The sequence below is a fragment of the Cronobacter muytjensii ATCC 51329 genome, assembly GCF_001277195.1.
GTDB lineage: Bacteria > Pseudomonadota > Gammaproteobacteria > Enterobacterales > Enterobacteriaceae > Cronobacter > Cronobacter muytjensii.
The window spans coordinates 4,172,285-4,195,805 of sequence record NZ_CP012268.1; the positions used below are offsets into that span (position 1 = coordinate 4,172,285).

Sequence of the window (23,521 nt, forward strand, 5' to 3'; positions counted from 1 at the left end):
TTATTGAGAATAAAAACCTGATGTGACGGGATGTTTTTATGGGCGCGGATAAGGTCAATGGACCTGTGCGCGACAGCGCGGAGACCGCGCGGCAGGGCTGGCATGCAAGTGACGGTAAAAGTGTTACACGCGCGTCTTGTGCTGACTAGCTAATGAATGCTTAATGGGCTTATAAGTAATATTTATAAATCGCACCGGCAGGAGCCAGAATGAAGCGAAATCTTAATGATCTGCTCTCTTTTGTGACCGTGGCGCGTGAGGGGAGCTTTACCCGCGCCGCCGCGCAGCTGGGCGTCACCCAGCCTGCGTTGAGCCAGGCGATAAGCGGTCTCGAAGCGCGGCTGCAAATCCGCCTGCTGACGCGTACCACGCGCAGCGTCTCGCTTACTGCCGCAGGCGAGCGGCTGTTGCAGGCGATCGGCAACCGTTTTGATGAGATAGAGGCGGAGCTGGATATGTTAACCGCCCTGCGCGACAAGCCTGCGGGCACGGTACGCATCACCTGTGGGCCGAACGTCCTGCATACCATTCTGCTGCCGAAACTGACGCCGCTATTGCGCGAATATCCGGATATCCGACTGGAGTTCGATGCTAACCACGGCTTTCGCGATATTGTGGCGGACCGCTTCGATGCAGGCGTGCGCATGGGCGACACCATCGATAAAGACATGATTGCCGTGCCCATTGGGCCGGCGTTGCGGATGGCGGCGGCGGCCTCGCCGGACTATTTCGCCCGCCATCCGGTGCCGCAGACGCCGCAGGATCTGATGCAGCACAACTGCATCAACATGCGTATGGCCGCGTCCGGCAGAGTTTACGTGTGGGAGTTTGACGGCGACGACGGGCCGGTAAATGTGCGCGTGGAAGGCCAGCTAATTTTCAACACTTCGGCGCATATCGTGGATGCGGCGCTGGCGGGGCTTGGCATCGCCTTCCTGCCGGAAGAGGAATTTGGCGCGCATATCGAAGAAGGACGGCTGGTACAGGCGCTGAAACCCTGGTGCCGTCCGTTTCCCGGTTATTACCTCTATTATCCCAGCAGAAAGCAGCCATCTCCTGCGTTTTCACTGGTGGTGGAGGCGCTAAAGGAGAGCGGCGGCGCGCCGCGCTGAGGGCTCAGGCGTTAAGCCGCGCCAGCCCGGCCTGCGCGGGCGGGTAATCACCGCACTGCTGATAACACGCCTGCGCGTCGGGCGTCATACCGGAAATCTCCAGTATAACGCCGATGTTGTACCAGGCCTTGAAGCTGTTGACGCCCGCTTTGTTGCCCTCCGGCAATGTTGTGCAGGCTATAAAGGTGTCCACGGCCTCCTGAAGCTTGCCGTTGTTCATCAGAATTAACGCCTTAAGGAACGTAAAATCGGCCGACGTGTACCATCGCTCGTAATCGATAAGCGTCATGGCGGCGGCGTAGTCGCCCTGATTAATCAGCGCATAGCCCAGGGTTTCCACCAGCTCTTCGACATACTCCAGCGCCACATTTGGCTGGTAACGCAGCGCCTCGCGAAACGCCTGAACCGCCGCCGGGTAGTCGCGCTTCAGAAAATGGCTTTTACCGAGCTGAAACCAGAGATAGGGGCCGTCCTGCCGGGTTTGCAGCGCGCGCGTTAGCAGCCGGATGTTACGGCTGATTTTATCCGTCTGCTGCAATACCGCTTTTTTATAGCCGACATGATCCAGCGTCACGGGCACCGGGAATGTCTCGCCTGCCGGGATGCCTGCGCGCGGCGTCACCTGTTCGTGGATCACGCCCTGATAGCAATAGCGCGCCTTCGAAAACAGGCGCGATACCCGTTCGCGCACGGTCGTCATCCCTTCGCCCTCGTCGATATAGTTAATCCGCTCCACGCGGCCCACGCCCTGCGGATGCGCATTGATAAGCGCCTGTAGCGCCGGGACATCGACCGCCGCTACCGCCTCGTCGGCGTCAATCACCAGCACCCAGTCGTGACGCGCATAGTGCAGCGAGGCGTTACGGGCCGCCGAGAAATCCTCCACCCAGGCGAAGTCATGAACATTATCGGTAAAGCGGCGCGCGATGGCTTTGGTCTCGTCCTGCGAGCCGGTATCGACAATCACGATATCGTCAAAATGCGCAGCGACGGAGGTCAGCGTGGCGGCAAGGTGCTGCGCCTCGTTTTTCACAATCATGCAGATGGAAATCATAGTGTCAGGCTCAGGCGGTTCGGGCGGCTTCAGAGGAATTCACGATACCAGAGGTATCGGCGGCGGACGGCAAATTTTTAGCGGCGGCGGTCAGCGTGCCAGCGCCGTCTATTATTAACAGTCCGTTATAAAAAAAACCGCGCGGCATCGTAGCGGTTTATGCCCTTTCTGCTTTGACGATACTGGAGGCCTGGCATGAGCAACCAAGGCGATGAAATACACAACGCGCATCGGCGCGAGGCGGACGGCGCGCCGCAGTATATGGCGCTGACGCTGACGGTAAATGGCGAGACCCGACAGGTGGACGTTGACACCCGCACCACGCTGCTGGACGCGCTGCGCGAAAATCTGGCCCTGACCGGCACCAAAAAAGGCTGCGATCACGGCCAGTGCGGGGCGTGTACGGTTCTTGTCGACGGGCGACGCGTGAATTCCTGCCTGACGCTCGCGGTCATGCACGAAGGCGCAGAGATAACGACTATCGAAGGCCTCGGCACGCCGGACAACCTGCACCCGATGCAGGCCGCGTTTGTCGAGCACGACGGTTTTCAGTGCGGCTACTGCACGCCGGGGCAGATCTGTTCCTCAGTGGCCATGCTGAAAGAGATAGAAGCGGGCATCCCAAGCCATGTGACGCACGATTTAGTCTCGCCCCCGGAAATGACCGCCGACGAGCTCCGCGAGCGAATGAGCGGCAATATCTGTCGCTGCGGCGCGTATTCCAACATTCTTGCCGCGATCGAAGATGTCGCCGGGAGTGGATCCTCATGAAAGCTTTCACTTATGAACGCGCCGCGACGCCTGCAGAGGCGGCGGCCAGCGCCCAGCGCACACCCGGCGCGAAATTCATCGCAGGCGGCACGAATCTGCTCGATCTTATGAAGCTTGAGATAGAAACGCCGGTGCATCTTATCGACGTGAACGGCCTGGCGCTGGACACAATTGAGCCCACCGACGAGGGCGGCCTGCGCATAGGCGCGCTGGTGCGCAACACCGATCTGGCGGCGGACCCGCGCGTGCGCCGCGATTACGCGGTGCTCTCCCGCGCGCTGCTCGCCGGGGCGTCCGGGCAGTTACGCAACCGGGCCACGACCGCCGGGAACCTGCTTCAGCGCACCCGCTGCCCCTATTTCTACGACACTAACCAGCCGTGCAACAAACGCCAGCCCGGCAGCGGTTGCGCCGCCATGCAGGGCTACAGCCGTCAGTTAGCGGTGGTCGGCGCAAGCGACGCCTGCATCGCCACGCACCCGAGCGATATGGCGGTCGCCATGCGTCTGCTGGATGCGGTGGTGGAAACCATCGACCCGCAAGGCGAGGAGCGGCATATCCCCATCGCGGCGTTTTACCGCGCGCCTGGCGATACGCCGCACCTGGAAACCACGCTTGCGCCCGGCGAATTTATCACTGCCGTAACGCTGCCGCCGCCGGTGGGCGGCACGCAGATCTACCGTAAAGTGCGCGATCGCGCCTCGTATGCGTTTGCGCTGGTTTCGGTGGCGGCGATTGTGCAGCCGGACGGCACCGGACGCGTGGCGCTCGGCGGCGTGGCGCATCAGCCCTGGCGGGTTGAAGCGGCGGACGCGCAGGTGCCTCATGGCGCGCAGGCCGTCTACGACGCGCTCTTTGCCGACGCGCAACCGACACCGGAAAACGCATTCAAGCTGGTACTGGCGAAGCGCACGCTCGCCTCGGTACTGACGCAAGCGAGGGCAGGCTGATGAAATTCGATAAACCGGCAACACAGAACCCGATCGACCAGCAAAACGTGGTCGGGCGGCCACGCGATCGCATCGACGGACCGCTGAAAACCTCCGGGCAGGCGACGTACGCCTATGAATGGCACGATGAAGCGCCGAACGCGGCTTACGGCCATGTGGTCGGCTCCGCCATCGCCAAAGGACGTATTACCGCTATGGATACCCGGGCGGCGGAACAGGCGTCCGGCGTGCTGGCGGTCATCACCGCGCAGAACGCCGGCCCGCTCGGCAAAGGCGACATGAACGCCGCCACGCTGCTGGGCGGCCCGGAGATAGAGCATTACCATCAGGCTATCGCCGTGGTGGTGGCGGAGACCTTTGAGCAGGCGCGCGCCGCCGCCGGGCTGATCACGGTGACGTATGAAGAAGCGCCGGGCGCGTACGATCTCGCGAAAGAAAAGCCCGCCGTGACGACGCCGCCGGAGGATACGCCCGATAAAACGGTCGGCGATTTCAACAGCGCGTTCAACCGCGCCGACGTGCAGTTCGACGCCACCTACACCACGCCGGATCAAAGCCACATGGCGATGGAGCCGCATGCGTCAATGGCGGCCTGGGAGGGGGATAAACTCACGCTGTGGACCTCCAGCCAGATGATTAACTGGTGGCGCGGCGATCTCGCTAAAACGCTCAACATTCCCCTGGAAAACATTCGCGTGCGCTCGCCGTATATCGGCGGCGGCTTTGGCAGCAAGCTCTTTTTGCGAAGCGACGCGGTGCTGGCCGCGCTCGGCGCCCGCGCGGTGCAGCGCCCTGTGAAAGTGATGCTGCCGCGACCGTTTATTCCCAATAACACTACGCACCGCCCGGCGACCATCCAGCGGGTGCGCCTCGGCGCGCGTAAGGACGGGCGCATTACCGCCATCGCGCACGAGAGCTGGTCCGGCAACCTGCCGGGCGGGCCGACGGAGACGGCGACCAACCAGACCGAACTGCTGTACGCAGGGGCGAACCGCCATACCGGGCTGCGGCTGGCGGAACTCGACCTGCCGGAGGGCAACTCCATGCGCGCGCCCGGCGAAGCGCCGGGAATGATGGTGCTGGAGATAGCTATGGATGAAATGGCCGAGAAGCTCGGCATGGACCCGGTGGCGTTTCGCATCATGAATGACACCCAGGTCGACCCGGCGCATCCGGAGCGCTTTTTCTCGCGCCGCCAGCTGGTGGAGTGTCTGCGCACGGGCGCGGCGCATTTCGGCTGGCAGCAGCGTAATCCGGTGCCAGGCCAGGTGCGTGAAGGCGACTGGCTGGTGGGCCTCGGCATGGCGGCCGGGTTTCGCAATAACCTGGTGACACCCTCCGGCGCGCGCGTACATCTGGATGCGCAGGGCCGGGTGACGGTGGAAACGGACATGACCGACATTGGCACCGGCAGTTACACCATTATCGCCCAGACCGCCGCTGAAATGATGGGCGTGCCGCTGGAGAGCGTGACAGTGCGCCTGGGCGATTCCGATTACCCGATCTCGTCCGGCTCCGGCGGGCAGTGGGGCGCCAACAGCTCAACGGCGGGAGTCTATGCCGCCTGCGTCAAACTGCGCGAAGACGCAGCGAAACGGCTCGGATTTGACCCGAACAGCGTGGAATTCGCCGATGGTCAGATCCGCAGCGAAGGCAGGGCCGCGCCGCTCGCGCAGGCTGCCGCCGACGGTACGCTGACTGCAGAAGACACCATGGAATATGGCTCCCTCGACAAGGAGTTTCAGCAGTCTACGTTCGCCGGGCATTTTGTTGAAGTGGCGGTGGAGGCGAACACCGGCGAGGTGCGCGTGCGCCGCATGCTGGCCGTCTGCGCCGCCGGTCGCATTCTCAACCCGAAAACCGCGCGCAGCCAGGTGATTGGCGCGATGACGATGGGCCTTGGCGGTGCGCTGATGGAAGAGCTGTTTGTCGACACGCGGCGCGGCTTTTTCGTCAACCACGACATGGCGCTCTACGAGGTGCCGGTTCACGCCGATATCCCGACGCAGGAGGTCATTTTCCTCGAAGATACCGACCCGGTGTCATCGCCGATGAAAGCCAAAGGCGTCGGCGAGCTGGGCCTGTGCGGCGTTAGCGCCGCCATTGCGAACGCGATTTATAACGCAACCGGCGTACGCGTGCGGGAATACCCCATCACGCTCGATAAATTACTTGAAGGCCTGCCTGAGCTTGCCTCGTAAGGAACGCGTCCGCTGGCGGCCCCGCGTCGTCAGCGGTATCGCATCGCAGTTTGACTGAAGGATGAGAAAAAGTGCTGCAACAATCCCTCCTGACAGAACAGGCGCGGCCTGAGGCGGCGTTGTTAACCGACGACAGCGCGATAATTTTGCGCTTCGCGATGCAGGCGTTGAACGCCGGTATGGCGACGGCGCTGGTCACGCTGGTGGATATCCGCGGCGGCTCGTCCCGCGCGCTCGGGGCGCACATGGCGGTGCGCGAAGATGGCGCGTACTGCGGTTTTGTCTCCGGCGGCTGCGTGGAATCGGCCGCCGCTTATGAAGCGCTGGAGGCGATAGCCTGCGGCAAAGACCGCGTGGTGAAATACGGCGAAGGCTCGCCATATTTCGATATTGTGCTGCCCTGCGGCGGCGGCATTACGCTCAGCATTCATCCGTTACGGTCGGTCACGCCGCTGCTGGCGACGCTCAACGCGCTGGCGCAGCGTAAAGCCGCCGGGATGCGTTATCATCCGGCCTCGCAGACGCTACAAAGCGTGTTGCCGGCGAGGGAAACGGGCTGGCGCGACGACGGTTTCGAGGTGCGCTATGTGCCCTGCGCGCGCGTTATCATTTATGGGCGCTCCGTTGAAGCCGACGCGACGGCGAATGTGGCGCGGGCGGCAGGGTATGACGTGCATGTCAGTAGCGGCGCGGAGCCGCAGGCCGATGCCGCGCTGATGGACGCCGATACCGCCGTGATCCTGCTGTATCACGATCTTGACCGTGAACTGCCGGTGCTTAACGCCGCGCTGGCCGCCGGGCCGTTTTATATCGGCGCGCTGGGCAGCCAGCGCACGCATGCCAGGCGCACGGAGGCGCTACGCGAGCGCGGGTGGCGCGAGGAGGATATCGCCCGCATTAAAGCGCCAATTGGTATTTTCCCCAAAGCCCGCGACGCGCAATCGCTGGCGCTCAGCATCCTGGCTGACGTCGCGGCGACCCGGCAGCGTCTTGCAGAACCACAGGCGGCAGGCTAATGCCTGCGACCACACCGCCGGTCATCATTATTCTCGCCGCCGGAAAGGGCGAGCGGTTTCGCGCAGGCGGCGCGACTACGCACAAGCTGGACGCCCTGCTTCATGGCAAACCGGTGTTAGCGCATGTACTGGCGGCAGCGGAAACTTCCGGCCTGCGCTGGCATCTTGTGAGGCCGGCAGGCGGCACCGGCGGGATAGGGGAATCGATCGCGCTTGGCGTAAAAGCGACGCCGGATGCCGCAGGCTGGCTGATCCTCCCGGGCGATCTGCCGTTTATCACCGCGGCCTCGATACGCCGCGTGGCGCAGGCGCTTAACGAGAAACCGGTCGTGGTGCCGCACTACCAGCAACGCCACGGCCATCCGGTCGGGTTCCGGCGTGAGTATTTTGATGCGCTGACTGCGCTTTCCGGCGACGAGGGCGCAAAATCCGTTGTGCAGACGGCGCGGGCGCGCGGCGAGGTGCTGACGCTGGCACTTGACGATGCGGGCGTGGTGCTGGATGTTGACGTGCCAGGCGATCTCATCGCGGCAGAAAATTATAAAATAACGCCCGCAGGCGGTAGTGATGTTTAAATAAAATCAGTACCGTCTGAAGGCGTCTGTTTATCAGGCCGCCAGTTGGTTTAACGCGTTCAGCGTTTGCGGTGAAAGCGTTAATTCTGCGGCCTTGCTGTTTTCATAAAAATGCGCGACTGACGCGGTGCCCGGAATTAATAAAATATTCTTTGCGCGTTGTAACAGCCAGGCGAGCGCGACCTGCATCGGGGTGGCGGATAATTGCGCAGCGACAGACGCAAGCGTCGAGGATTGCAGCGGTGAGAAACCGCCTAACGGGAAAAACGGCACGTATGCAATTCCGGCGTCGGCAAGCTCGTCAATTAACGCCTCGTCGTTGCGATGGACGATGTTATACATATTCTGTACGCAGCAAATCGGGGCAATATTCCGCGCCTCGGCGACCTGACCGGGCGTGACGTTGCTTAAGCCAATATGTTTAATCAGCCCCTTTTCTTTTAATTTCACCAGTACCGACAGCGGCGCTTCGATTGACCCTTCCGCCGGACCATGCACGTCGAACATCGCGCGCAGATTAACAATGTCCAGCGCGTCGAGTTTCAGATTGCGCAGATTATCATGCACCGCCTGAGTTAATTCCTCAGCGGAAAACGCCGGGTTCCACGAGCCGTCATTGCCGCGTTTCGCCCCCACTTTCGTAACAATCGTCAGGTCGCCGCGATAGGGATATAACGCTTCGCAAATCAGTTGATTCGTAATATGCGGCCCGTAAAAATCACTGGTATCGATATGATTTACGCCTGCCTCGACGGCGGCGCGTAATACGCTAAGCGCCGTGCTTTTATCTTTCGGCGGCCCAAATACGCCAGGCCCTGCCAGCTGCATCGCGCCGTAACCAAACCGTTTGACTTCACGGTTGCCCAGTAAATAAGTTCCGCTCTTTTCAATACTGTTCATAACGCCTGCTTGCTGTATCGGTGGTGAGGAAGTATTAGTATATGAAGCATCCTTCAGTTTAAGAATTCGCATTCCATGAAGACGACCGCAGCCCCCCTTAGCCCGCGTAAAATGCCTGTCCAGCGCCGTTCTGTCGCAACGGTGGAGGCGCTTCATACGGCAACCATTCAGGTTTTAGTGAATGAAGGATTAAGCCGCTGTACGACAACGCGTGTCGCAAACCGCGCCGGGATGTCCGTCGGCAGCCTTTATCAGTATTACCCTAATCGCGACGCGCTCCTTTCCGGCGTGCTGGGGTTGCACTTAACTAAAATTGCCGACGCGCTCGACGCCGCTTGTATTTCCGCACGCGGTAAACCTGTCGCGGAAATGGCAAGGACGATAGTGCGGGCTTATCTGAGCCTGAAATTAGCCAATCCTGATGAGTCAAAAGCGCTATACGCCGTTGCGGCAGAGCGCGACGGCGCGCGTCTGATGGGCGTGATTTATCAGCGGATGGTTAACGCCATAGCGCAAATGCTCGCCACCGCGCCGGATAACACGTTCCCCGACCCGGTTTTTACCGCGCATCTCGCGCTTGGCGTCATAACCGGCCCGACGAAGGCATTTCTCGAAGGATTTATTCCACCGGGCTACACGGAACAATTTCAGACGCACTTATCCCGCCTGCTGGCGGGGTATTTGCAAGGCGTGTAAAGGGGAAGGGGATTGACAGAAGGCGTAACGGCATCGATTAATGTATTAATAATATAGTGGTTGGTTTCGTATTTTTTGCGTGAATGCGTAGAGTACTTTTTTAATTTTAGTCAAAGATATCGCTATTACAAAATATCTCTTTTTTACTTTTTAATCTGATTTACGCTAAATAATCACGCCAGTGTTTTTAATTTATTTGGTTGGGAAATACCTGGCAGGATTACATGGCTATGGTTAATAAAAGGAGATAATTATGGCAGTTCCGGCACATTTATGGCTCTACGACGCCTCAGGCGTGTTAATTGCTGGCGGTTCCGACGTCACTGGACGTGAGGGCAGCATAGAGATCCAGAGTTTTGGGCATGGGCTGGCAGTGCCTTATGATGGTAATACCGGCAGGCTGACCGCCACGCGTGTTCATAATCTGATGAATATTGAAAAAGAGTTCGATAAATCCTCTCCTTATCTTTATCGGGCTGTTGCCACCAGCGAAAACCTTCAGCAGGCAATTATTCGCTGGTATCGAATAAACCGGGCCGGAATGGAAGAGGAGTTTTTCCAGATGGTGCTCGAATCGGTCAGGATTACGGGTATTCATCCTAATATGCAAAATTTTAAACACCCAGAAGGACTTCTTTCCACACCCGTAGAATCCGTGGCCCTGATATACAGTAAAATCACGTGGAAATACCTGAATGGTAATATTCAGTATACGGACCAATGGAACAGTCAGGTTTATGCTTAGGATGGCGATATGATTTCTTGCGAACTCAATTACAACGAAAAAACATCTGATGGCAGATTGATTTTGCGCTGCGCCGGTGTAGGCTCTTTCCCGGTTTTTTCAGGGCTGGGGAGTTATAAAAACACCCTTGAATTTGCCGGCAGGCGTAATGGGCCGATTCCGTTGGGGAGATACTGGATTGTTGAGCGGCCACGAGGAGGACCTTATTCGAGGTATCGTACGTGGCAGAAAAAGAGAGATACAGGGAATCTCTATAATGAGTGGTTTGCTTTATTCAGGCAGGACGGCTTTATTGATGATCAAACGTTCGTAGACGGGACTTTTCGTGGAAGCTTTCGTCTTCATCCATTGCGGCCAGACGGCACCGGTGTTTCTGACGGTTGCGTGACGTTTTATAACCGATCGGATTTTTACATATTAAGAAGAGCACTGTTAAAATCAGTAAGATATGTGGTCCACTGTAGCGGTTTGAAGGCGTATGGACAATTAAATGTTATAGGGATGCCTTATGCCAGATTATCCTAAGACCTTCTTATATAAATTGTCATTACTGGCGGCGTTAATCACTATACCGTTAATTAATATCTTTTTTGTAGGTATGGGGAGCTATGGCGAGGGAATAAATCCGGTTGCTTCTGTAAGTCTTTTCCTTTTATTAAATATTTTTTTTATGGGGATTGATTATCCGGCTTGTCGGTTGGTGGTCCTGGAACAGGCTTATAAAAGGCAGTGTTTATTACGGTATATTACTTCTTGTCTGGCTTTTTTCTGAACTGGATTACGCGTCAAGTTATCTCGCCTGGTATCTTGTTAATCATTATTCTTCGGCAAAACAAATAATTGATCTTGAAGGACAAATGGATACGCTGTTTGAGCTGTTTTTTGTGAGTTCTACCACTATTCTGACCTTACTGTTATTTGCCTTAATAATTAGAGTGACAGAAAAAATACTCAGGAGGAGAAGAGAGGCGGGCATTCAGCAGAAGGGCTACACATCATAAACCAGGAAAAGCATTTTGGCGGAAGATCACAGGAGCGGCATATGATGCGCAACATCTTGTATTTATTAGTTTTTTAAATGCAAAACCTATTTTTTATACACATGCTTATACACATTTGTTTGATTAAAAAGTGTTATGAATTAAGTATCAGTGGCCGCTCTTATCTAAAAAATTTTTTCTGGAAAAATTATTCACACTGTTCACCCTATAATTTTTTGTTTTACTTTCAATGATATAAATAGAGAGTGGTCAGTGAGCAGTTAAGGGTTTACCGTTCATCGCCACAGGCCACAGGCCACAGGTACAACTGTTATAGTCTGCTGCGAGCGAGATGCGGACATCCTGAAGTCAATAGCACGATATCCACTGGATATATAAAAGATGTGGCGAAACTCGCGGGAGTTTTGAATAGAAACGCACTATTGCCGTTTCCCGACGAATGATGTGTTATTAGGTGCCGCATACAGCGCGAAATTCCTAGATCTGTTAGAATCCAGCCGGATAAGAGTATCGTCTCTTAATCCGCTCGATGCTTGGCGGATCTATACTGGACAAAACCTCCAATATAAAAATGCAGTGTTGTTCGTCACAGTAGTATAAATGTGAGCGCTGGCATCGAAACTTCCATGTCGCTTTCTACCGGGCAAGAGGGCTGGCTGTAATCGCGTATTAATGGATGGCTCCCATTGCAGGGTGTCAAGTCAGCGCAAATGGCTTTACAAGGTTGTGAATACTCCAGAGGTGTAGGCAGTCCGCAAAAAAGGTATCTCTTATTCATTTATTTTGAACTTTGTAAAAGTGTTATAGCTTTTTGTTACAGTTTTTTCTGATGACGATTTTGTCTTTAACCTTGCATAATAGTAAAAAAATCTTTTGACGCGTTAAGGGATAAGGGAGTGTTCATGAGCAGTCGAAAAAAATTCAGGCCACATATTATGCGGATTGGCTCCACAGTGGGGGAGTGTGGCAACAACAAGCCTGAAGAGGTTTTATGGTTTCAGCAAACGCTCAGTGAGTCCGGCTATCAAGAACTAACCGGGCGAGATGTTAAGATTACTGGCCAGTGTGACAAAGATACAATTGATGGCATCCGTTGGTTTCAGAATATGCTCTCTATGAAGCCTACTGGTATGATCCATCCCGGAGACATCTGGCTTCAGGAAGCGATAAATAATGTTATTTTACAACCCTGGCGTAAGACTGTCGGGGCGGTACAGCTAAGTGTGCCTGAAGGCCAGGTTACCTTTGATGCTGAAGGGAATGATTATGTCTTTCCGGATTATGCTCCCAAGAGAGCGCCTAAAAGAACAGGTTTTTTTTCCCGGATACTGCATTGGCCTGGTGGTGTGTCTGGCGTCACACTAGGGCGCGGTTATGACATGAAAATGCGGACTGCCGGCGAGATTTTTTCAACATTGCGAAGTATTGGTATAGAAGAATATCGTGCGGTGATTGCGTCAAATGCTGCATACCTTAGCGGAAGGCAGGCAAAGCTTTTTGTCGAAACCACATGGCAGTTATTTGGGGAGATAAGCTATGCTCAGCAGATTGAATTATTCAAGCGTTCTTATTTAGAGAAAAAGAATTACGCATACCACTTTTACGTCAAAACAGCGACAACAAAACCGAATGCACCATCATGGGATGAGCTTGATCAGAAAATTAAAGATGTTCTTGTCGATATTTTTTATCAGGGCACGCGATATCCAGCCAGCTTAGTTGAGGCTGCATTAGCGGGCAAAACAGCGCTTATAAAGTTCATTCGGGAAGACCCAGCCCTGATGCGTTATGAACCTGCAAGGCAAAGAATCAGGTATTTACAATGAAAAAAACATTGATAACGATTATTTTAATGGCCTTATTTCCGTCAGCTTACAGTGCTGAAAAATTAGACATTATAGCTGGCCCAGAAATTGATAATTGTTGGCGTAATAATGCTGACCGAGGAAAAGCTTCTGAATGTTTAAATGCTCTTAGTGACAAAAGTAATAAGGAAATGGACGAGTTAATTGCCAAAACAGTCAGGCAAATTAAAGAGAACAATAGTGGTCCCGTTTACAAAAGTGAGGATCCTCAACAGACCATTGGCGACGTCTTCAGTAACCTTTTCCTTGACTCGCAAAATTCTTGGAAGGAGTATCGTAAGACTCTCTGTTTAGGCGTTGGTTCGCAAATCGGGAAAGATGCCTACGACTACTGGCCTTATATTTATCAGTGCCAAATCAACCTAAATAAAAGGCATGTTGAAGAGATTAAAATGATTCGCGCAGATGAAAAGTAAATGACTTCATAAAATGAACGTGATTGTGCGCTAAGTGAATATTTATAGTTCAGCTGGTTTAAGCAAGTTTAAGCCAGCTAATTAATTTATTTGCGGCAGGATATTATCGTAATAGTGGTTGAGAGACATGCTTCCTATCTAAAAATAGGAAGTAACGTCGCTCTAACACTGAGCGGGTTGATCGCTTTTATGCTAAAAAAATTTTTATCTGCAAAATGCTCAATAGATGCTTTTGTAATGTACTTTTATCAGGTTAGTAGGAGAATAGTTACTGCTGAGTATGACCAAGGTGCCAGTAATAAAAAGACCGGCAGAGGCCGGTCTGAGTGGGTCATGGCGATGCGGGTTCGTTGCATTTCGGTAGCCAGTCGCCGTTGCTTTCATCCTTAAGTGTCAGGTTCGTCTGAGTGCCCTGTCTGGTGTGACGCTTTTCATAATTCAGTCCGTACTCTTTCAACATCACCGGCAGCCCCAGCCCGAACATTTTCAGGCTCAGCACATTCCTGTAGCCGTTGGCCTCCATATAGACCAGATAGGCGTGATAGAGATAATTACGGGGCTGGCGGGGCACAATATTCGCATTACCCATAAACATACCGTTCGTCTGCGGCAGCGCTTCCAGATAGCCGCAAAAATCAAACGTCGGGTCAGCATCGCGCTTGATGCTGAGCGCCTCACCGGAGTTCTGCTGCGACTGAAGCAGTGCGCGGGCGGTCATCGGGTCGCTGAACTTCTGCATCAACTGGCGAACAATCACGGCCAGCTCGCGGGCGATTTTATCCCTGAGCTGCGGGTCGCGTTCTTCCGGCGCAATCTGCTCCGGGAAGTGAATAATCACCCGGCGACGGGAGACGCCGCCGCTGCGGTCGGTGAAGCGCATCGGATTATTGTTCACGGCCAGAATGACTGCCGGAATATGTGTTGAATACGGGTTCTGATATTTGGGGTCAACCGAAACTGCATCGCCACCGGTGATGGCTTTGAGCCCGGCACCGTCGCCGCTCCATTTTTCCTGGTCGGGAAGGCGAATGAGCGAGAAGCCGATAAGGGATGCGCGCCTGCGCGGGTCTTCCAGCGTGTCGATATCAGCCGACGTGGCGTTATCCTCACCGGCAAGCAGGGTCGCAATTTCGGCGAGAATACTTTTCCCGCTGCCGCCCGGCCCGGTCACTTCGAGAAAGAGCTGCCAGTCGTAGCGGTTCGCCAGCACCATAAAGAGTGCTGCCAGAATCACGTCGCGTTTTTGCGGATTCTGGCTGGCCGCGCGGTCAAGCCAGCGCCAGAAATTCGGCGCGTGGGTCTCCAGCGTTTCTCCTTCCACCGGCGGGGTAAAATCCACGTCGCACAGCGTGCGCAGCCAGTGTGATTTATGGTGCGGGCTGAATATGCCGCTTTGGGTATCAAGTACCCCGTTGCGAAAACCAATCAGGCGCCGCGCCGGTGACGCCTGCTGCGGAATAATCAGCTTCAGGGTCTCCACCACCGAGGCAATTCTGCCCGATGAGAACGGGGCGCGCAGGCGCTGGAACAGCCCGGCCACGTCACGCGCAAATTCGGCTGGCGATACCACCTTCCAGATGCCGCTTTCATAGCGCGACAGGAGCTGGCCGTTCGCATCCACGGCCAGCGCTTCGCCGTAATGCTCATGTACCCGCATCGCCTTTTCGCTGGCGCTCATGGCGGTAAATTCCGCCTCGCTCATGGTGTCGAACGGGCTGGCGACTGGCGGCTTAATGGCATCGTAAATCGCCTGACGCGTGGCCTCCTCCCCCTGCTGCACAAACGCATCATTCCAGTCACCAAACACCGGCGGCAGGGCTACCGTGCCCTCGCAGGCCTCTGCGGCCGCTGCGGCGCTGGTCTGGCCGACACCGTTAAGGTCACGGTCGGCGGCAATCACAATCTGGCAGGCCGGGTGCTGTTGTCGGGCAAGGCTCGCCAGAGAAAGGAGATTCACGGAGGACAGCGCCACCATGACGGTTTCACCGGTGAGGTGATGCACGGTGAGCGCGGTCGCATAACCCTCCGCAATCCACAGGCGTTTTCCGGCCTGTTTTTTCCCTTCGATGACATGACATGCCCCTTTGACCTGACCGCCTTTCAGGGTGCGCTTGAGACCGTCAGTATTAATAAGCTGAAGGTTAACCAGCGTGCCGGTATCGTCATACAGCGGTACGGCCACATCCCCGGCGCGGTACGTGACACCGCCGGTTTTGTGCATGGTGGTCAGCGTCAGGCATTCGCGGTCAGCCAGCCCCTTGCGGTCCAGGTAGGCGTTACCGGAGGTCAGGCGGACTTTCGTCATGATATCCGCCGCCAGCGCGGCGGCCGCCCTGCGGCTGGCTTCGGTTTCAGGCTCTGCGGCCGCAATCACTTCCGGGGCAACCGGCGGCAGGTTGCCGGTCACGGCGTCCACCTTACGGGCGGCCTCAGCCGGTTTCACACCGAACACTTTTTCGATCAGTTTCAGGCCGTCACCCGCGCCGCACTGGTTGCAGAACCATGTCCCGCGCCCCTCTTTGTCATCAAAGCGGAAGCGGTCAGAGCCGCCGCATACCGGGCAGGCCTGATGGCGATTTTTAATGACCTTCACGCCCAGCGCCGGGAGAATGCGCGGCCAGTGGCCGCACGCCTGTTTAACGGTTTCCGTTACGTTCATTTTCATTGTTATTTTCTCCCTCAGTGCAGCACAGGCGATGTGATATGGCGGGCGCAGAGTTCATCCATGACGGCGAGCCCGAGAAAGGAGAGCGACGGTACTGCTTTCAGCGGTCCGGCTTCCATTAAATCCTCCAGCAGCGCACAGGCAATCTGACGGCCTTTTTCCTCGCCGTGCTGGCGAAGGTAAAAGCCTTCCAGCTCGTCAGCAATGGCGCTTTCCAGCGCATCAAGGGTGAGGTGCGGGTAGCGGTGCTGGCGCTCACACGCGGTGAGCCAGGCACAGGCAACGGCGCGGCGGTAAAGGGCCGAGCGCAGCACGGCGGGCAGTACGGGCTTCATACGCGTGTCTCCTCAGCGAGCCAGCGCTGGTTGCAGCGCTCCACCACGCCGTCGAGCTGCGCGGTCATGAGATAAATTACGGAGGTGAGCTGTAGCTGCTGCGCCGGGTCAGGGCACACAGTGGTGCAGTCCTGCACCTGCATCAGCTCGCCGACGAGCCGGCCGACATTACGCATATGCTCAAGGCATTCAAGGTCACGGGTGGTAATGGTGGTCTGTTTCATGCGCATACCTCCGCCACCGGCAGGCGGGCTGCGAACGCCAGCACGTAATCGCGAACGAGGGAACGGCGGGCGCTGCGCTCGTCACCGGCCACGGTGCGGAGCATGCAGATTCGGGGTGTGCGGTCTGCACGACGAACGGCGGCAAACACAAAGACAAACTGCGGGTGAGACAGGGTGAGGGTCGTAGCCATGATGGCAGCCTCCAATGTTTGTATTGTACCGCTACCACCGGAAACGCCAATTTCACTGGTGGTAGCCCAGACAGGGTTGGCGTAACCGGCAACATTGGAAACCGGCGCTTCGTAAGAAGCCCCCGCCTGAGCCACCATTATTCGACAGGCGCAACGGAACACAAACCATTGCGCGAAAGATGGGTGCATCAAGGCACAGACACAAAAAAAGACGCAAGGCGCGTCTGGTGTCGCCAATGTTGTATTCGGGACGCCAATCCCGGCTGCCGATTTTGCGACAGCAGGAAAACTATACCTGGAAACGACGAAAGGAAGCAAGCCAGAAAAAGGGGTTGTCTGCTGAACGGCCATCATCACGCGTCATATCCCCGGTCACGTGCTGCGATACGGTCGGCCATCCATGCGGTGATTTCGGACTGCGCCCACGCCACGTTTTTACCGCCGAGGCTGATTTGCTTCGGAAAGGCTTCCCGGCTGATGAGGTCATAAATGGTTGACCGGGACAGGCCGCACAGATGCATCACTTCAGGCAGACGGATAAAGCGCTCCTGAACGGCATCAGAGACCGGGATTAGTGGCGCGGCAGGGGCAGAAGACGGGGAAGAAAAAGCAGTGTGCATCGGGCTACCTCATTAAGTTCATACAGTGCCGGTTGTGTCCTTCCGGCTTCGGGTAGCTCCTTATTATGTTTATATTTTTTCTCAGGTCATGTGTGATTTTCAGGAAAACAAACATTGACTTTTCTGTAACTAAAACGATGGCAAACGCTGGCAAACCGTTGCAATTCACTGCACGACATTGCAGCAAAATTTATTTCTTCTGGTTATATATCCCCCCTTGGTAATCGAAATAAAATCTAAATGCCGCCGTCATTATTAAAACCGGAGGGTGAACAGTAGTGAAGAGTTGGTGAACAGTTATATTCTCAACCGTTCACCACTTAACTTACTGTATTGCTTTATTTTTTATGAAAGTGAACAGTAGTGAACAGTTAACTGTAAAAAAACAAAGGTGAGAAGGGTTTCCCGGAGACCTTTCTCTGGCAAGCCGGATTTTAAGTGTCGTTTGTGCCAGAAATGCCACAACGGTAATACATCGAGATGTTGTCTGATGAAGGGCAGAATCATTTCAGGTTGAACACACGGAGAGCCTGAACATGAAAACCGAAACTGTTATTAACGCCCGCCAGAATGCTGTCGCTAAACAGCCCGAAGAGAGTAACCAGCACATCGCTGGTAAGCTGACGATATTCACTGCGGCAAAAGACGCCCACGCGGCCAGCATGCAGGCGCTGAAAGAGATTGATACCTCCATTGAACGCTGCAAGCAGGAACGGCAGGCTGCTCTTGAGGAGAGCACACAGGCAGAGCAGGACTGGCGCAGCCGTTTTCGCAGCCTGCGCGGCAACCTCACTCCTGAGATGAAAGCAGAACACGGCAGGCGCATCGCCAGCCGCGAACTGGCAGACGAGTTCACCGGCCTGATTGCCGAGCTGGAGAATGACCGTAAGCGCGCCATGCTCGGCGCCTGCACCACAGGGAATAAGTACCGCGCGGCATATGATGACGCCCTCTCCACTTACGCCGGTGCGCAATGGTCGCAGGCACTGGCCGCTGTTCCCGCCACGCTTGTCCGTGCTTTTGTGCTGCGCACCCGGTCCCTTGAAATGAAGGGAGAAGCCTCACCACAGTCTGCTGCCCTCGCAGAGCTGCGCGACGTCCTGAGCCGCCTGGGCAGTGAGTACCAGTTCGATATGACGCAGGAGCCGGTATTGTCCGTGACGGGCATGCACCGGCCGCATCTTGCCGGTGTGGATACGGAGCTGCTGAACAGCCCGGCGAAGCGAATGATGCTGGCTAAAGCACTGGCTGAAAATAGCGGCACAAAGGCGGAGGCTTAAGCATGTTTCACTGTCCGTTCTGCAAAACCAGTGCGCACGCCCGCACCAGTCGCTATCTGTCCGATAACGTCAAACAGCGCTATCACCAGTGCGTGAATATCGAATGTTCGGCGACCTTCCGCACGCTGGAATCCGTGGACGGTGTCATCCGTTCACCGGCGACAGAGCCGGCTATCCCGGCACCCGAACCGGCAGCCACCGTTAACCGCGCCGGTGCGTAACCATGCACGGCCATCAGGAGAAACGCACGTGACAACACTACAGAAAGCCTTTGAAACCTGTCAGGCAGACAAATCTGCCTGGCTGCAACGCAGGGCTGAACTTGCCCAGACTGAACAGGCATACCGGGAACAGCTTGCCGCTGATAACCGCAACGGCCAGCGCCTGCAAATGCTGCGCGACATTATCGACGTGAAAAAGTGGGAAATTAACCAGGCTGCCGGTCGCTATATCCGTTCGCATGAAAAGGTGCAGCGCATCAGCATCCGCAACCGGCTGAATGATTTTATGCAGGCGCACGGCGCGGCGCTGGCCGCCGCCCTTGCCCCCGAGCTGATGAAATATTCCGGCCAGCATCCCGCCGTTCAGCACTGCGCCATGCAGCATTCACTTGATTATCTGCGTGAGGCGCTACAGGTCTGGCTCTCCGCCGGAGAAAAAATTAATTATTCCGCACAGGATGAGGACATTTTAACGGCCATCGGATTCAGGCCCGACGCGGCTTCACGCGATGACAGCCGGGAAAAATTCACACCCGCACAGAACCTGAATTACACCCATCGCCGTGCAGAACTGGCCGCGCATCAGAACCGTTAATTCTCTCCGAAAATCCCGCCTTTTTCCCGCCAAAAACCATGCATGCATAAGGTGCATGGTTTTGCATGCGTTTCGCCGACACTGAATCCCCCGCCAGCGCCAGTACTGGCAAGCCCTGATGCCGTTAATGCACCTGCATTAAAAGCGCCCCGTTAAGCGGGCAGGCGGGGCGGGGATAGCATTGCGCGAGCACGCAGATTAATTTTTTAATTATCGAAGCACACAACATCGACAGTATATGCTTAAAACAAAAATGTAGGATAAATGGTTTAAGAAAATAAACAGTAGGTTTTAGGGAGGGGTAAAGAAGAGTCTATTCAATTTTAATTAACAATCAAGAGGCTATGCTAATTATTTGGCGTTCAACTGATTTGGATTGCTATGTTTTTTATAATTAATAATAGGTTGGGTAATTACATGCTAAGATTTGGGTTTGCAAAGTTGTTTTCGTAAAAAAAAAGCCACTGTTAAGCGGCTTTCATGGTCTAACTAGTCATGATCTTTATTATAACTGCTCTCACTCTAAATAATTGTCAACTTTCCTCTGCAACCAATCAATAGTTATCTCAAACAAACCCATGTCGTCATCACTAATATCATTGGCATGAGCGTCACCTCTTGTTGAGTTTATAATGGCCATATATTGAGAGAATTTACTTTTTTCATTGTTGAAAACTTTTTCAAAATCAGACCAGTTTTTTTCAATTAGTTTTCTTAAATCCTCGAAATATAGTTTGGATCTGAATATATCACTGAATTTTAACAATGAAAGTTTTTTTTGCCTATCGGGTGGAGATATAATGGCTAAAAATATTTCTTTGGCCTTGTCTGGGCCGTGTTTATATTTTAATGTATGACTTATAAGCTGTCTTAAATCAGTTTCAAGTTTATTTCTTCCTTCACAAAGACGATGCCATTTTTCTTCTCTGGTTGTTGGCAGCAGTCGGATGCGACTTTGCGTGTTTATATAGGACGAAATGGTTTTAATTGTGAAGTGAAAATTTTCAGCATCACGTTTAACAAGGCCATAACCAATTAAATGTTCTACTAATTTTTCTGACATGCCGAAAAATTCGGCAAATGTTTTTTGATCTCCTGCTGCCAGATATTCAATGAGCTGGTATTCATCTGGATATCGTTCACGTAAAACAGTTATGATAAGGTCTAGATAATCAATAATACTATTATTTATCTCTTCTCTTTTTCTCTCATATTCATATTTGGTAATAGAAATGCTTTTTAAGCCTTTCTTTTCCTTGAATAAATAGCTGCAAACTTGTCTTATTATAAATGGGTGCCCTCCGAAATCATCTGTTAGATAGGTATAAATTTCATCATCAAATCTCATCCCCATATAATTTCCGATTGTACTCACCATTTCCTTTACCTCATTTGCGTCAAAGAAAGGGAGATATGATGGAGAGATAAATCTATATATAGGATTGTCGTAAGTGTTAACAATTGGAGTTTCAATTGAAATAGGATTGACGCCTGAAATCATAACGGAAAAAAGATCTTGTCTTTTTTGGAATAATGATCGTAAAGCTTGCCAGAAATAGATAAAATCTAAACTCTCTTTCCAATGAATAGTTGGCGATAATGTAAATGTTATATTTTCAATTTCATCTAAAGCAATTAACAAACGCTTGCCTTTAAAATAATTATATATTGATTCAATGTCTCTTTCGAAGCATATGGAGGCATTTTTTTCTGTGTAGTCTTCTTCTTTTGAAAGTTTAAGATGTTTCGGTAGTGAGTATTTTTTTGAAATATCGTTTACGATGAAGAATAAGCATTCATTCCATCTGCGCATGTGAAATGATGTTTCAGAGCAATCCAAATAAACATTTGGCTCGTCCCTTACATCCATCATTCTCAATATTGCATAAATAACAGATGTTTTGCCAATTCGCCTTAATCCAAATAAGGAGCTACACTGGCCTGTTTGATATTTTCCGTATAAAGATTGTATTGCTTCATGACGCCCGAAGAAATATGTGTCTGTTTTGAGAGGGGTTTCATAAGAGAAAAGATCTCGTTCATAAAAACTTTTCTTTAGCCGGTTTATTTGTAATTCACTTGAATCTGAGTTATTAATGAGTTCATTGTAAGTAAATGGTACTATTATTCTTGACTCTTTGTCCTGTAAAATAATACCTTGTACTTTTTCTGAAACTTGCTCGTCTTTACTAACGATAAAAACACATAATTTATCTAATCTATTTTGATAATCACCCATTAATTTATCAACAAAATCAAGGCATCTCGGCATGAAATGTGACGAAGGACTTATTAAAACCAATACCTCACGAGAGAAGTGAAATTGTTCTGAAATTTCCCGGGTAGGTTTTGCAAAGAAAAAATGATACTCACTGCTTTTGAAGTTTGCTGACTTGAAAAAAGTCACAAACCAAATTTGTGAAATAGCTTCAATTATTTTTTTCTCATTCTGGCTTCTAGTTTCAATGTTTAGTGTTGATAAAATACCCGGTTTATCGAAACTTTGAGTGCTGCGTTGCATTATAACCTCTTATATTAATACAAGTAATTAGAGTACCATTCTAACATTTGTCTTCTGCTTTCAAGATACGAGGCATGATTATATACACCTCTTATGATATTTTTATCAGCATGAGCTAGCTGCATTTCTATCCAGTTACTATCAAAACCTTGTTCATGCAATATTGTCGACATCGTGTGTCGAAAACCGTGACCTGTAGCACGCCCTTTGTAACCAAGTAACTCAATCACTTGTGAAACACTTTCTTTTGAGATTGGCTTGCTGCGGTTGTTCCTGCCAATAAAGATGTAAGGGTAATGGCCGGTAATAGGTTTGAGCTGTTTGAAAAGGTCAACTACCTGAGTAGATAAAGGAACAATGTGAGGTCTACGCATTTTCATACGTTCCGCTGGTATCTCCCATATACCTTTTTCGAGGTCTACTTCTTCCCACGTAGCAAAGCGCATCTCCTGCGTTCTTACACCAGTCAGCATGACTATCTTCGTAGCATTTTTGGTGATGATGCTACCGGTATACGCTTCAAGATCTCGAATAAAATGAGGCAACTCTTCAGCGGATAAAAATGGATGGTGCTTTTGCTTGGGAACGGCCAGCGCGATAGCTAAATCAGGCGCAGGATTGTAATCAGCACGCCCTGTTATGATGGCATAGCGAAACACCTCTCCACACCTCTGTCGCACCTTTCGGGTTTTCTCTAAAGCCCCACGTTTTTCAATACGTCGCAGCACCTCAAGTAACTCTAGTGGCTTAATCTCACCTATAGGTCGTTTACCAATAAAAGGGAAAACATCCTGCTCAAATGTTTTGATGATTTCCTCACGATAAGCAACCGTCCAACGATCAGCTTTAGTTGAATGCCACTCACGGCTTACTGATTCGAAAGAGTTTTCTGTTGATAGCTTTTGAGCGAGTTTTAATGCTTTTCGTTCCTCTACTGGGTCAATGCCATTAGCAACTTGCTTACGGGCGGCGTCACGCTTCTCACGCGCTTCTGCAAGGCTTACCAAATCGTAGCTGCCAAATGACATTAACCGCGCTTTCCCGGCAAAGCGGAAACGAAAACGCCAGCCCTTCGAGCCATCGGGATTGATAAGCAATGACAGGCCTTGCCCGTCGTTCAATGTGTATGGCTTGTCTTGGGGCTTTGCTCGTTTGATTTGTATATCTGTAAGTGCCATGTGTATAAGCCAAAAATGTGTATAAAAAATCTATACACATCACTATACATATTTTTCATGGATTCAGGGAGATCTTGTCGGACTGCTACGGATGATTAATCTACAATAGTGATTGAAAATAAAGGATTTTTAAGACTTTCTCGGATGGGTGAGGAGGAACTTTGGCGGAAGATCACAGGAGTCGAACCTGCCCGGGGCCGCTGGCGGTCCCAACTGGATTTGAAGTCCAGCCGCCTCACCGGAGACGACGATCTTCCGCGCCTGCATTGCTACATGGAGGCCGGCGCATTATAGGCGCGTTTCTGACGCTTACCAATACCCCCGCCACACTCTTTTTTCGCCCGTCTGACGGGCGTGATACGGTTTTGCTTAAGTATTTTTTGCCTGTT

24 protein-coding genes and 1 tRNA gene are annotated in these 23,521 nt (G+C 52.8%); 15 read left to right on the plus strand and 10 right to left on the minus strand.

The features are described from left to right. Positions 1 to 209 precede the first annotated feature (209 nt). Complete coding sequence (locus AFK63_RS19110) at positions 210 to 1,112, plus strand: LysR family transcriptional regulator (RefSeq protein WP_038866652.1); 903 nt, start codon at positions 210 to 212, stop codon at positions 1,110 to 1,112. A 4-nt stretch (positions 1,113 to 1,116) separates the two neighbouring features. Here AFK63_RS19110 and AFK63_RS19115 read toward each other — a convergent pair whose 3' ends face one another. Beyond that, on the minus strand, positions 1,117 to 2,166 hold the full coding sequence (locus AFK63_RS19115; protein ID WP_038866653.1) for a glycosyltransferase: 1,050 nt from the start codon (positions 2,164 to 2,166) through the stop codon (positions 1,117 to 1,119). Between the two features lie 195 nt (positions 2,167 to 2,361). Between AFK63_RS19115 and paoA the strand changes: the two genes are divergently transcribed. The 5 genes from paoA (at position 2,362) to AFK63_RS19140 (ending at position 7,679) form a co-directional block, all read left to right on the plus strand. Next, positions 2,362 to 2,937: an aldehyde dehydrogenase iron-sulfur subunit PaoA gene (gene paoA, locus AFK63_RS19120; protein WP_038866654.1), complete on the plus strand. Its 576-nt coding sequence runs from the start codon at positions 2,362 to 2,364 to the stop codon at positions 2,935 to 2,937. Then, positions 2,934 to 3,887 (plus strand): FAD binding domain-containing protein, encoded by a 954-nt coding sequence (locus AFK63_RS19125; RefSeq protein WP_038866657.1) that lies wholly within the window; start codon positions 2,934 to 2,936, stop codon positions 3,885 to 3,887. Before paoA ends, AFK63_RS19125 begins: the two co-directional genes overlap by 4 nt. Beyond that, positions 3,887 to 6,088, plus strand: a complete 2,202-nt coding sequence (gene paoC / locus AFK63_RS19130; RefSeq protein WP_038866658.1) for an aldehyde oxidoreductase molybdenum-binding subunit PaoC — start codon at positions 3,887 to 3,889, stop codon at positions 6,086 to 6,088. The genes AFK63_RS19125 and paoC overlap by 1 nt, the downstream gene beginning before the upstream one ends. Before the next feature lie 71 nt (positions 6,089 to 6,159). After that, the gene (locus AFK63_RS19135) at positions 6,160 to 7,104 is read left to right on the plus strand and encodes an XdhC family protein (protein WP_038866659.1); all 945 of its coding nucleotides are present in this window, start codon (positions 6,160 to 6,162) and stop codon (positions 7,102 to 7,104) included. Next, the gene (locus AFK63_RS19140; protein ID WP_038866661.1) at positions 7,104 to 7,679 is read left to right on the plus strand and encodes a nucleotidyltransferase family protein; all 576 of its coding nucleotides are present in this window, start codon (positions 7,104 to 7,106) and stop codon (positions 7,677 to 7,679) included. Before AFK63_RS19135 ends, AFK63_RS19140 begins: the two co-directional genes overlap by 1 nt. A gap of 33 nt (positions 7,680 to 7,712) precedes the next feature. Here AFK63_RS19140 and AFK63_RS19145 read toward each other — a convergent pair whose 3' ends face one another. Next, positions 7,713 to 8,579 (minus strand): aldo/keto reductase family oxidoreductase, encoded by an 867-nt coding sequence (locus tag AFK63_RS19145; protein ID WP_038866670.1) that lies wholly within the window; start codon positions 8,577 to 8,579, stop codon positions 7,713 to 7,715. A gap of 75 nt (positions 8,580 to 8,654) precedes the next feature. On the opposite strand from AFK63_RS19145, the gene AFK63_RS19150 reads away from it, so the two are divergent. From AFK63_RS19150 to AFK63_RS21080, 6 genes are all read left to right on the plus strand, one after another. Further along, the gene (locus AFK63_RS19150; RefSeq protein ID WP_038866675.1) at positions 8,655 to 9,275 is read left to right on the plus strand and encodes a TetR/AcrR family transcriptional regulator; all 621 of its coding nucleotides are present in this window, start codon (positions 8,655 to 8,657) and stop codon (positions 9,273 to 9,275) included. 253 nt (positions 9,276 to 9,528) lie between these two features. Then, entirely contained in the window at positions 9,529 to 10,020 is a 492-nt protein-coding gene (locus tag AFK63_RS19155) for an Hcp family type VI secretion system effector (RefSeq protein WP_038866677.1), read from the plus strand. Between the two features lie 9 nt (positions 10,021 to 10,029). After that, the gene (locus AFK63_RS20890) at positions 10,030 to 10,545 is read left to right on the plus strand and encodes a DUF2778 domain-containing protein (protein ID WP_071603759.1); all 516 of its coding nucleotides are present in this window, start codon (positions 10,030 to 10,032) and stop codon (positions 10,543 to 10,545) included. After that, positions 10,529 to 10,792, plus strand: a complete 264-nt coding sequence (locus tag AFK63_RS21700) for a hypothetical protein (protein ID WP_236613134.1) — start codon at positions 10,529 to 10,531, stop codon at positions 10,790 to 10,792. Before AFK63_RS20890 ends, AFK63_RS21700 begins: the two co-directional genes overlap by 17 nt. Before the next feature lie 1,131 nt (positions 10,793 to 11,923). Next, entirely contained in the window at positions 11,924 to 12,847 is a 924-nt protein-coding gene (locus tag AFK63_RS21705) for a peptidoglycan-binding protein (protein ID WP_038866678.1), read from the plus strand. Further along, on the plus strand, positions 12,844 to 13,302 hold the full coding sequence (locus AFK63_RS21080) for a DUF1311 domain-containing protein (protein ID WP_050568194.1): 459 nt from the start codon (positions 12,844 to 12,846) through the stop codon (positions 13,300 to 13,302). Before AFK63_RS21705 ends, AFK63_RS21080 begins: the two co-directional genes overlap by 4 nt. Positions 13,303 to 13,633: 331 nt before the next feature. Here AFK63_RS21080 and AFK63_RS19170 read toward each other — a convergent pair whose 3' ends face one another. Genes AFK63_RS19170 through AFK63_RS19190 form a run of 5 tightly spaced genes read right to left on the minus strand, consistent with a single transcriptional unit; the run spans position 13,634 to position 17,337 of the window. After that, positions 13,634 to 15,967 carry a primase-helicase zinc-binding domain-containing protein gene (locus tag AFK63_RS19170; protein WP_038866680.1) on the minus strand — a complete coding sequence of 778 codons (2,334 nt, stop codon included), beginning with the start codon at positions 15,965 to 15,967 and terminating at the stop codon, positions 13,634 to 13,636. A 14-nt stretch (positions 15,968 to 15,981) separates the two neighbouring features. Beyond that, positions 15,982 to 16,302 (minus strand): DUF5375 domain-containing protein, encoded by a 321-nt coding sequence (locus tag AFK63_RS19175; RefSeq protein ID WP_038866681.1) that lies wholly within the window; start codon positions 16,300 to 16,302, stop codon positions 15,982 to 15,984. Continuing rightward, positions 16,299 to 16,526, minus strand: coding sequence for a hypothetical protein (locus tag AFK63_RS19180; RefSeq protein WP_024558419.1), 228 nt, complete (start codon positions 16,524 to 16,526; stop codon positions 16,299 to 16,301). The genes AFK63_RS19175 and AFK63_RS19180 overlap by 4 nt, the downstream gene beginning before the upstream one ends. Continuing rightward, positions 16,523 to 17,074, minus strand: coding sequence for a host cell division inhibitor Icd-like protein (locus tag AFK63_RS20905; RefSeq protein ID WP_071603760.1), 552 nt, complete (start codon positions 17,072 to 17,074; stop codon positions 16,523 to 16,525). Before AFK63_RS20905 ends, AFK63_RS19180 begins: the two co-directional genes overlap by 4 nt. After that, positions 17,071 to 17,337 carry a helix-turn-helix transcriptional regulator gene (locus AFK63_RS19190; RefSeq protein WP_038866689.1) on the minus strand — a complete coding sequence of 89 codons (267 nt, stop codon included), beginning with the start codon at positions 17,335 to 17,337 and terminating at the stop codon, positions 17,071 to 17,073. Before AFK63_RS19190 ends, AFK63_RS20905 begins: the two co-directional genes overlap by 4 nt. Positions 17,338 to 17,873: 536 nt before the next feature. Here AFK63_RS19190 and AFK63_RS19195 point away from each other — a divergent pair. From AFK63_RS19195 to AFK63_RS19205, 3 genes are read left to right on the plus strand one after another with little or no spacing between them, the layout of a single operon-like run. Continuing rightward, positions 17,874 to 18,617, plus strand: coding sequence for a hypothetical protein (locus tag AFK63_RS19195; protein ID WP_038866691.1), 744 nt, complete (start codon positions 17,874 to 17,876; stop codon positions 18,615 to 18,617). A 2-nt stretch (positions 18,618 to 18,619) separates the two neighbouring features. After that, positions 18,620 to 18,838 carry an ogr/Delta-like zinc finger family protein gene (locus AFK63_RS19200; protein WP_024558415.1) on the plus strand — a complete coding sequence of 73 codons (219 nt, stop codon included), beginning with the start codon at positions 18,620 to 18,622 and terminating at the stop codon, positions 18,836 to 18,838. A 28-nt stretch (positions 18,839 to 18,866) separates the two neighbouring features. Next, entirely contained in the window at positions 18,867 to 19,433 is a 567-nt protein-coding gene (locus tag AFK63_RS19205; protein WP_038866693.1) for a phage polarity suppression protein, read from the plus strand. 517 nt (positions 19,434 to 19,950) lie between these two features. On the opposite strand, the gene AFK63_RS19210 is transcribed toward AFK63_RS19205, so the two are convergent. The 3 genes from AFK63_RS19210 to AFK63_RS19220 form a co-directional block, all read right to left on the minus strand. Then, a complete protein-coding gene (locus AFK63_RS19210; protein WP_038866695.1) occupies positions 19,951 to 21,954 on the minus strand; it encodes an AAA-like domain-containing protein in 2,004 nt (667 codons plus the stop codon). A gap of 14 nt (positions 21,955 to 21,968) precedes the next feature. After that, positions 21,969 to 23,132, minus strand: coding sequence for a tyrosine-type recombinase/integrase (locus AFK63_RS19215; protein WP_038866697.1), 1,164 nt, complete (start codon positions 23,130 to 23,132; stop codon positions 21,969 to 21,971). A 162-nt stretch (positions 23,133 to 23,294) separates the two neighbouring features. After that, positions 23,295 to 23,389: transfer RNA gene (locus AFK63_RS19220), tRNA-Sec, on the minus strand. Between the last annotated feature and the right edge of the window lie 132 nt (positions 23,390 to 23,521).

Excerpts from the sequence above, each read along its gene's own strand:
- AFK63_RS19110 (WP_038866652.1), top strand. The coding sequence starts at position 210 with ATGAAGCGAAATCTTAATGATCTGCTCTCTTTTGTGACCGTGGCGCGT.
- AFK63_RS19115 (WP_038866653.1), bottom strand. The coding sequence starts at position 2,166 with ATGATTTCCATCTGCATGATTGTGAAAAACGAGGCGCAGCACCTTGCC.
- paoA (WP_038866654.1), top strand. The coding sequence starts at position 2,362 with ATGAGCAACCAAGGCGATGAAATACACAACGCGCATCGGCGCGAGGCG.
- AFK63_RS19125 (WP_038866657.1), top strand. The coding sequence starts at position 2,934 with ATGAAAGCTTTCACTTATGAACGCGCCGCGACGCCTGCAGAGGCGGCG.
- paoC (WP_038866658.1), top strand. The coding sequence starts at position 3,887 with ATGAAATTCGATAAACCGGCAACACAGAACCCGATCGACCAGCAAAAC.
- AFK63_RS19140 (WP_038866661.1), top strand. The coding sequence starts at position 7,104 with ATGCCTGCGACCACACCGCCGGTCATCATTATTCTCGCCGCCGGAAAG.
- AFK63_RS19145 (WP_038866670.1), bottom strand. The coding sequence starts at position 8,579 with ATGAACAGTATTGAAAAGAGCGGAACTTATTTACTGGGCAACCGTGAA.
- AFK63_RS19150 (WP_038866675.1), top strand. The coding sequence starts at position 8,655 with ATGAAGACGACCGCAGCCCCCCTTAGCCCGCGTAAAATGCCTGTCCAG.
- AFK63_RS19155 (WP_038866677.1), top strand. The coding sequence starts at position 9,529 with ATGGCAGTTCCGGCACATTTATGGCTCTACGACGCCTCAGGCGTGTTA.
- AFK63_RS20890 (WP_071603759.1), top strand. The coding sequence starts at position 10,030 with ATGATTTCTTGCGAACTCAATTACAACGAAAAAACATCTGATGGCAGA.
- AFK63_RS21700 (WP_236613134.1), top strand. The coding sequence starts at position 10,529 with ATGCCAGATTATCCTAAGACCTTCTTATATAAATTGTCATTACTGGCG.
- AFK63_RS21705 (WP_038866678.1), top strand. The coding sequence starts at position 11,924 with ATGAGCAGTCGAAAAAAATTCAGGCCACATATTATGCGGATTGGCTCC.
- AFK63_RS21080 (WP_050568194.1), top strand. The coding sequence starts at position 12,844 with ATGAAAAAAACATTGATAACGATTATTTTAATGGCCTTATTTCCGTCA.
- AFK63_RS19170 (WP_038866680.1), bottom strand. The coding sequence starts at position 15,967 with ATGAAAATGAACGTAACGGAAACCGTTAAACAGGCGTGCGGCCACTGG.
- AFK63_RS19175 (WP_038866681.1), bottom strand. The coding sequence starts at position 16,302 with ATGAAGCCCGTACTGCCCGCCGTGCTGCGCTCGGCCCTTTACCGCCGC.
- AFK63_RS19180 (WP_024558419.1), bottom strand. The coding sequence starts at position 16,526 with ATGAAACAGACCACCATTACCACCCGTGACCTTGAATGCCTTGAGCAT.
- AFK63_RS19190 (WP_038866689.1), bottom strand. The coding sequence starts at position 17,337 with ATGCACACTGCTTTTTCTTCCCCGTCTTCTGCCCCTGCCGCGCCACTA.
- AFK63_RS19195 (WP_038866691.1), top strand. The coding sequence starts at position 17,874 with ATGAAAACCGAAACTGTTATTAACGCCCGCCAGAATGCTGTCGCTAAA.
- AFK63_RS19200 (WP_024558415.1), top strand. The coding sequence starts at position 18,620 with ATGTTTCACTGTCCGTTCTGCAAAACCAGTGCGCACGCCCGCACCAGT.
- AFK63_RS19210 (WP_038866695.1), bottom strand. The coding sequence starts at position 21,954 with ATGCAACGCAGCACTCAAAGTTTCGATAAACCGGGTATTTTATCAACA.
- AFK63_RS19215 (WP_038866697.1), bottom strand. The coding sequence starts at position 23,132 with ATGGCACTTACAGATATACAAATCAAACGAGCAAAGCCCCAAGACAAG.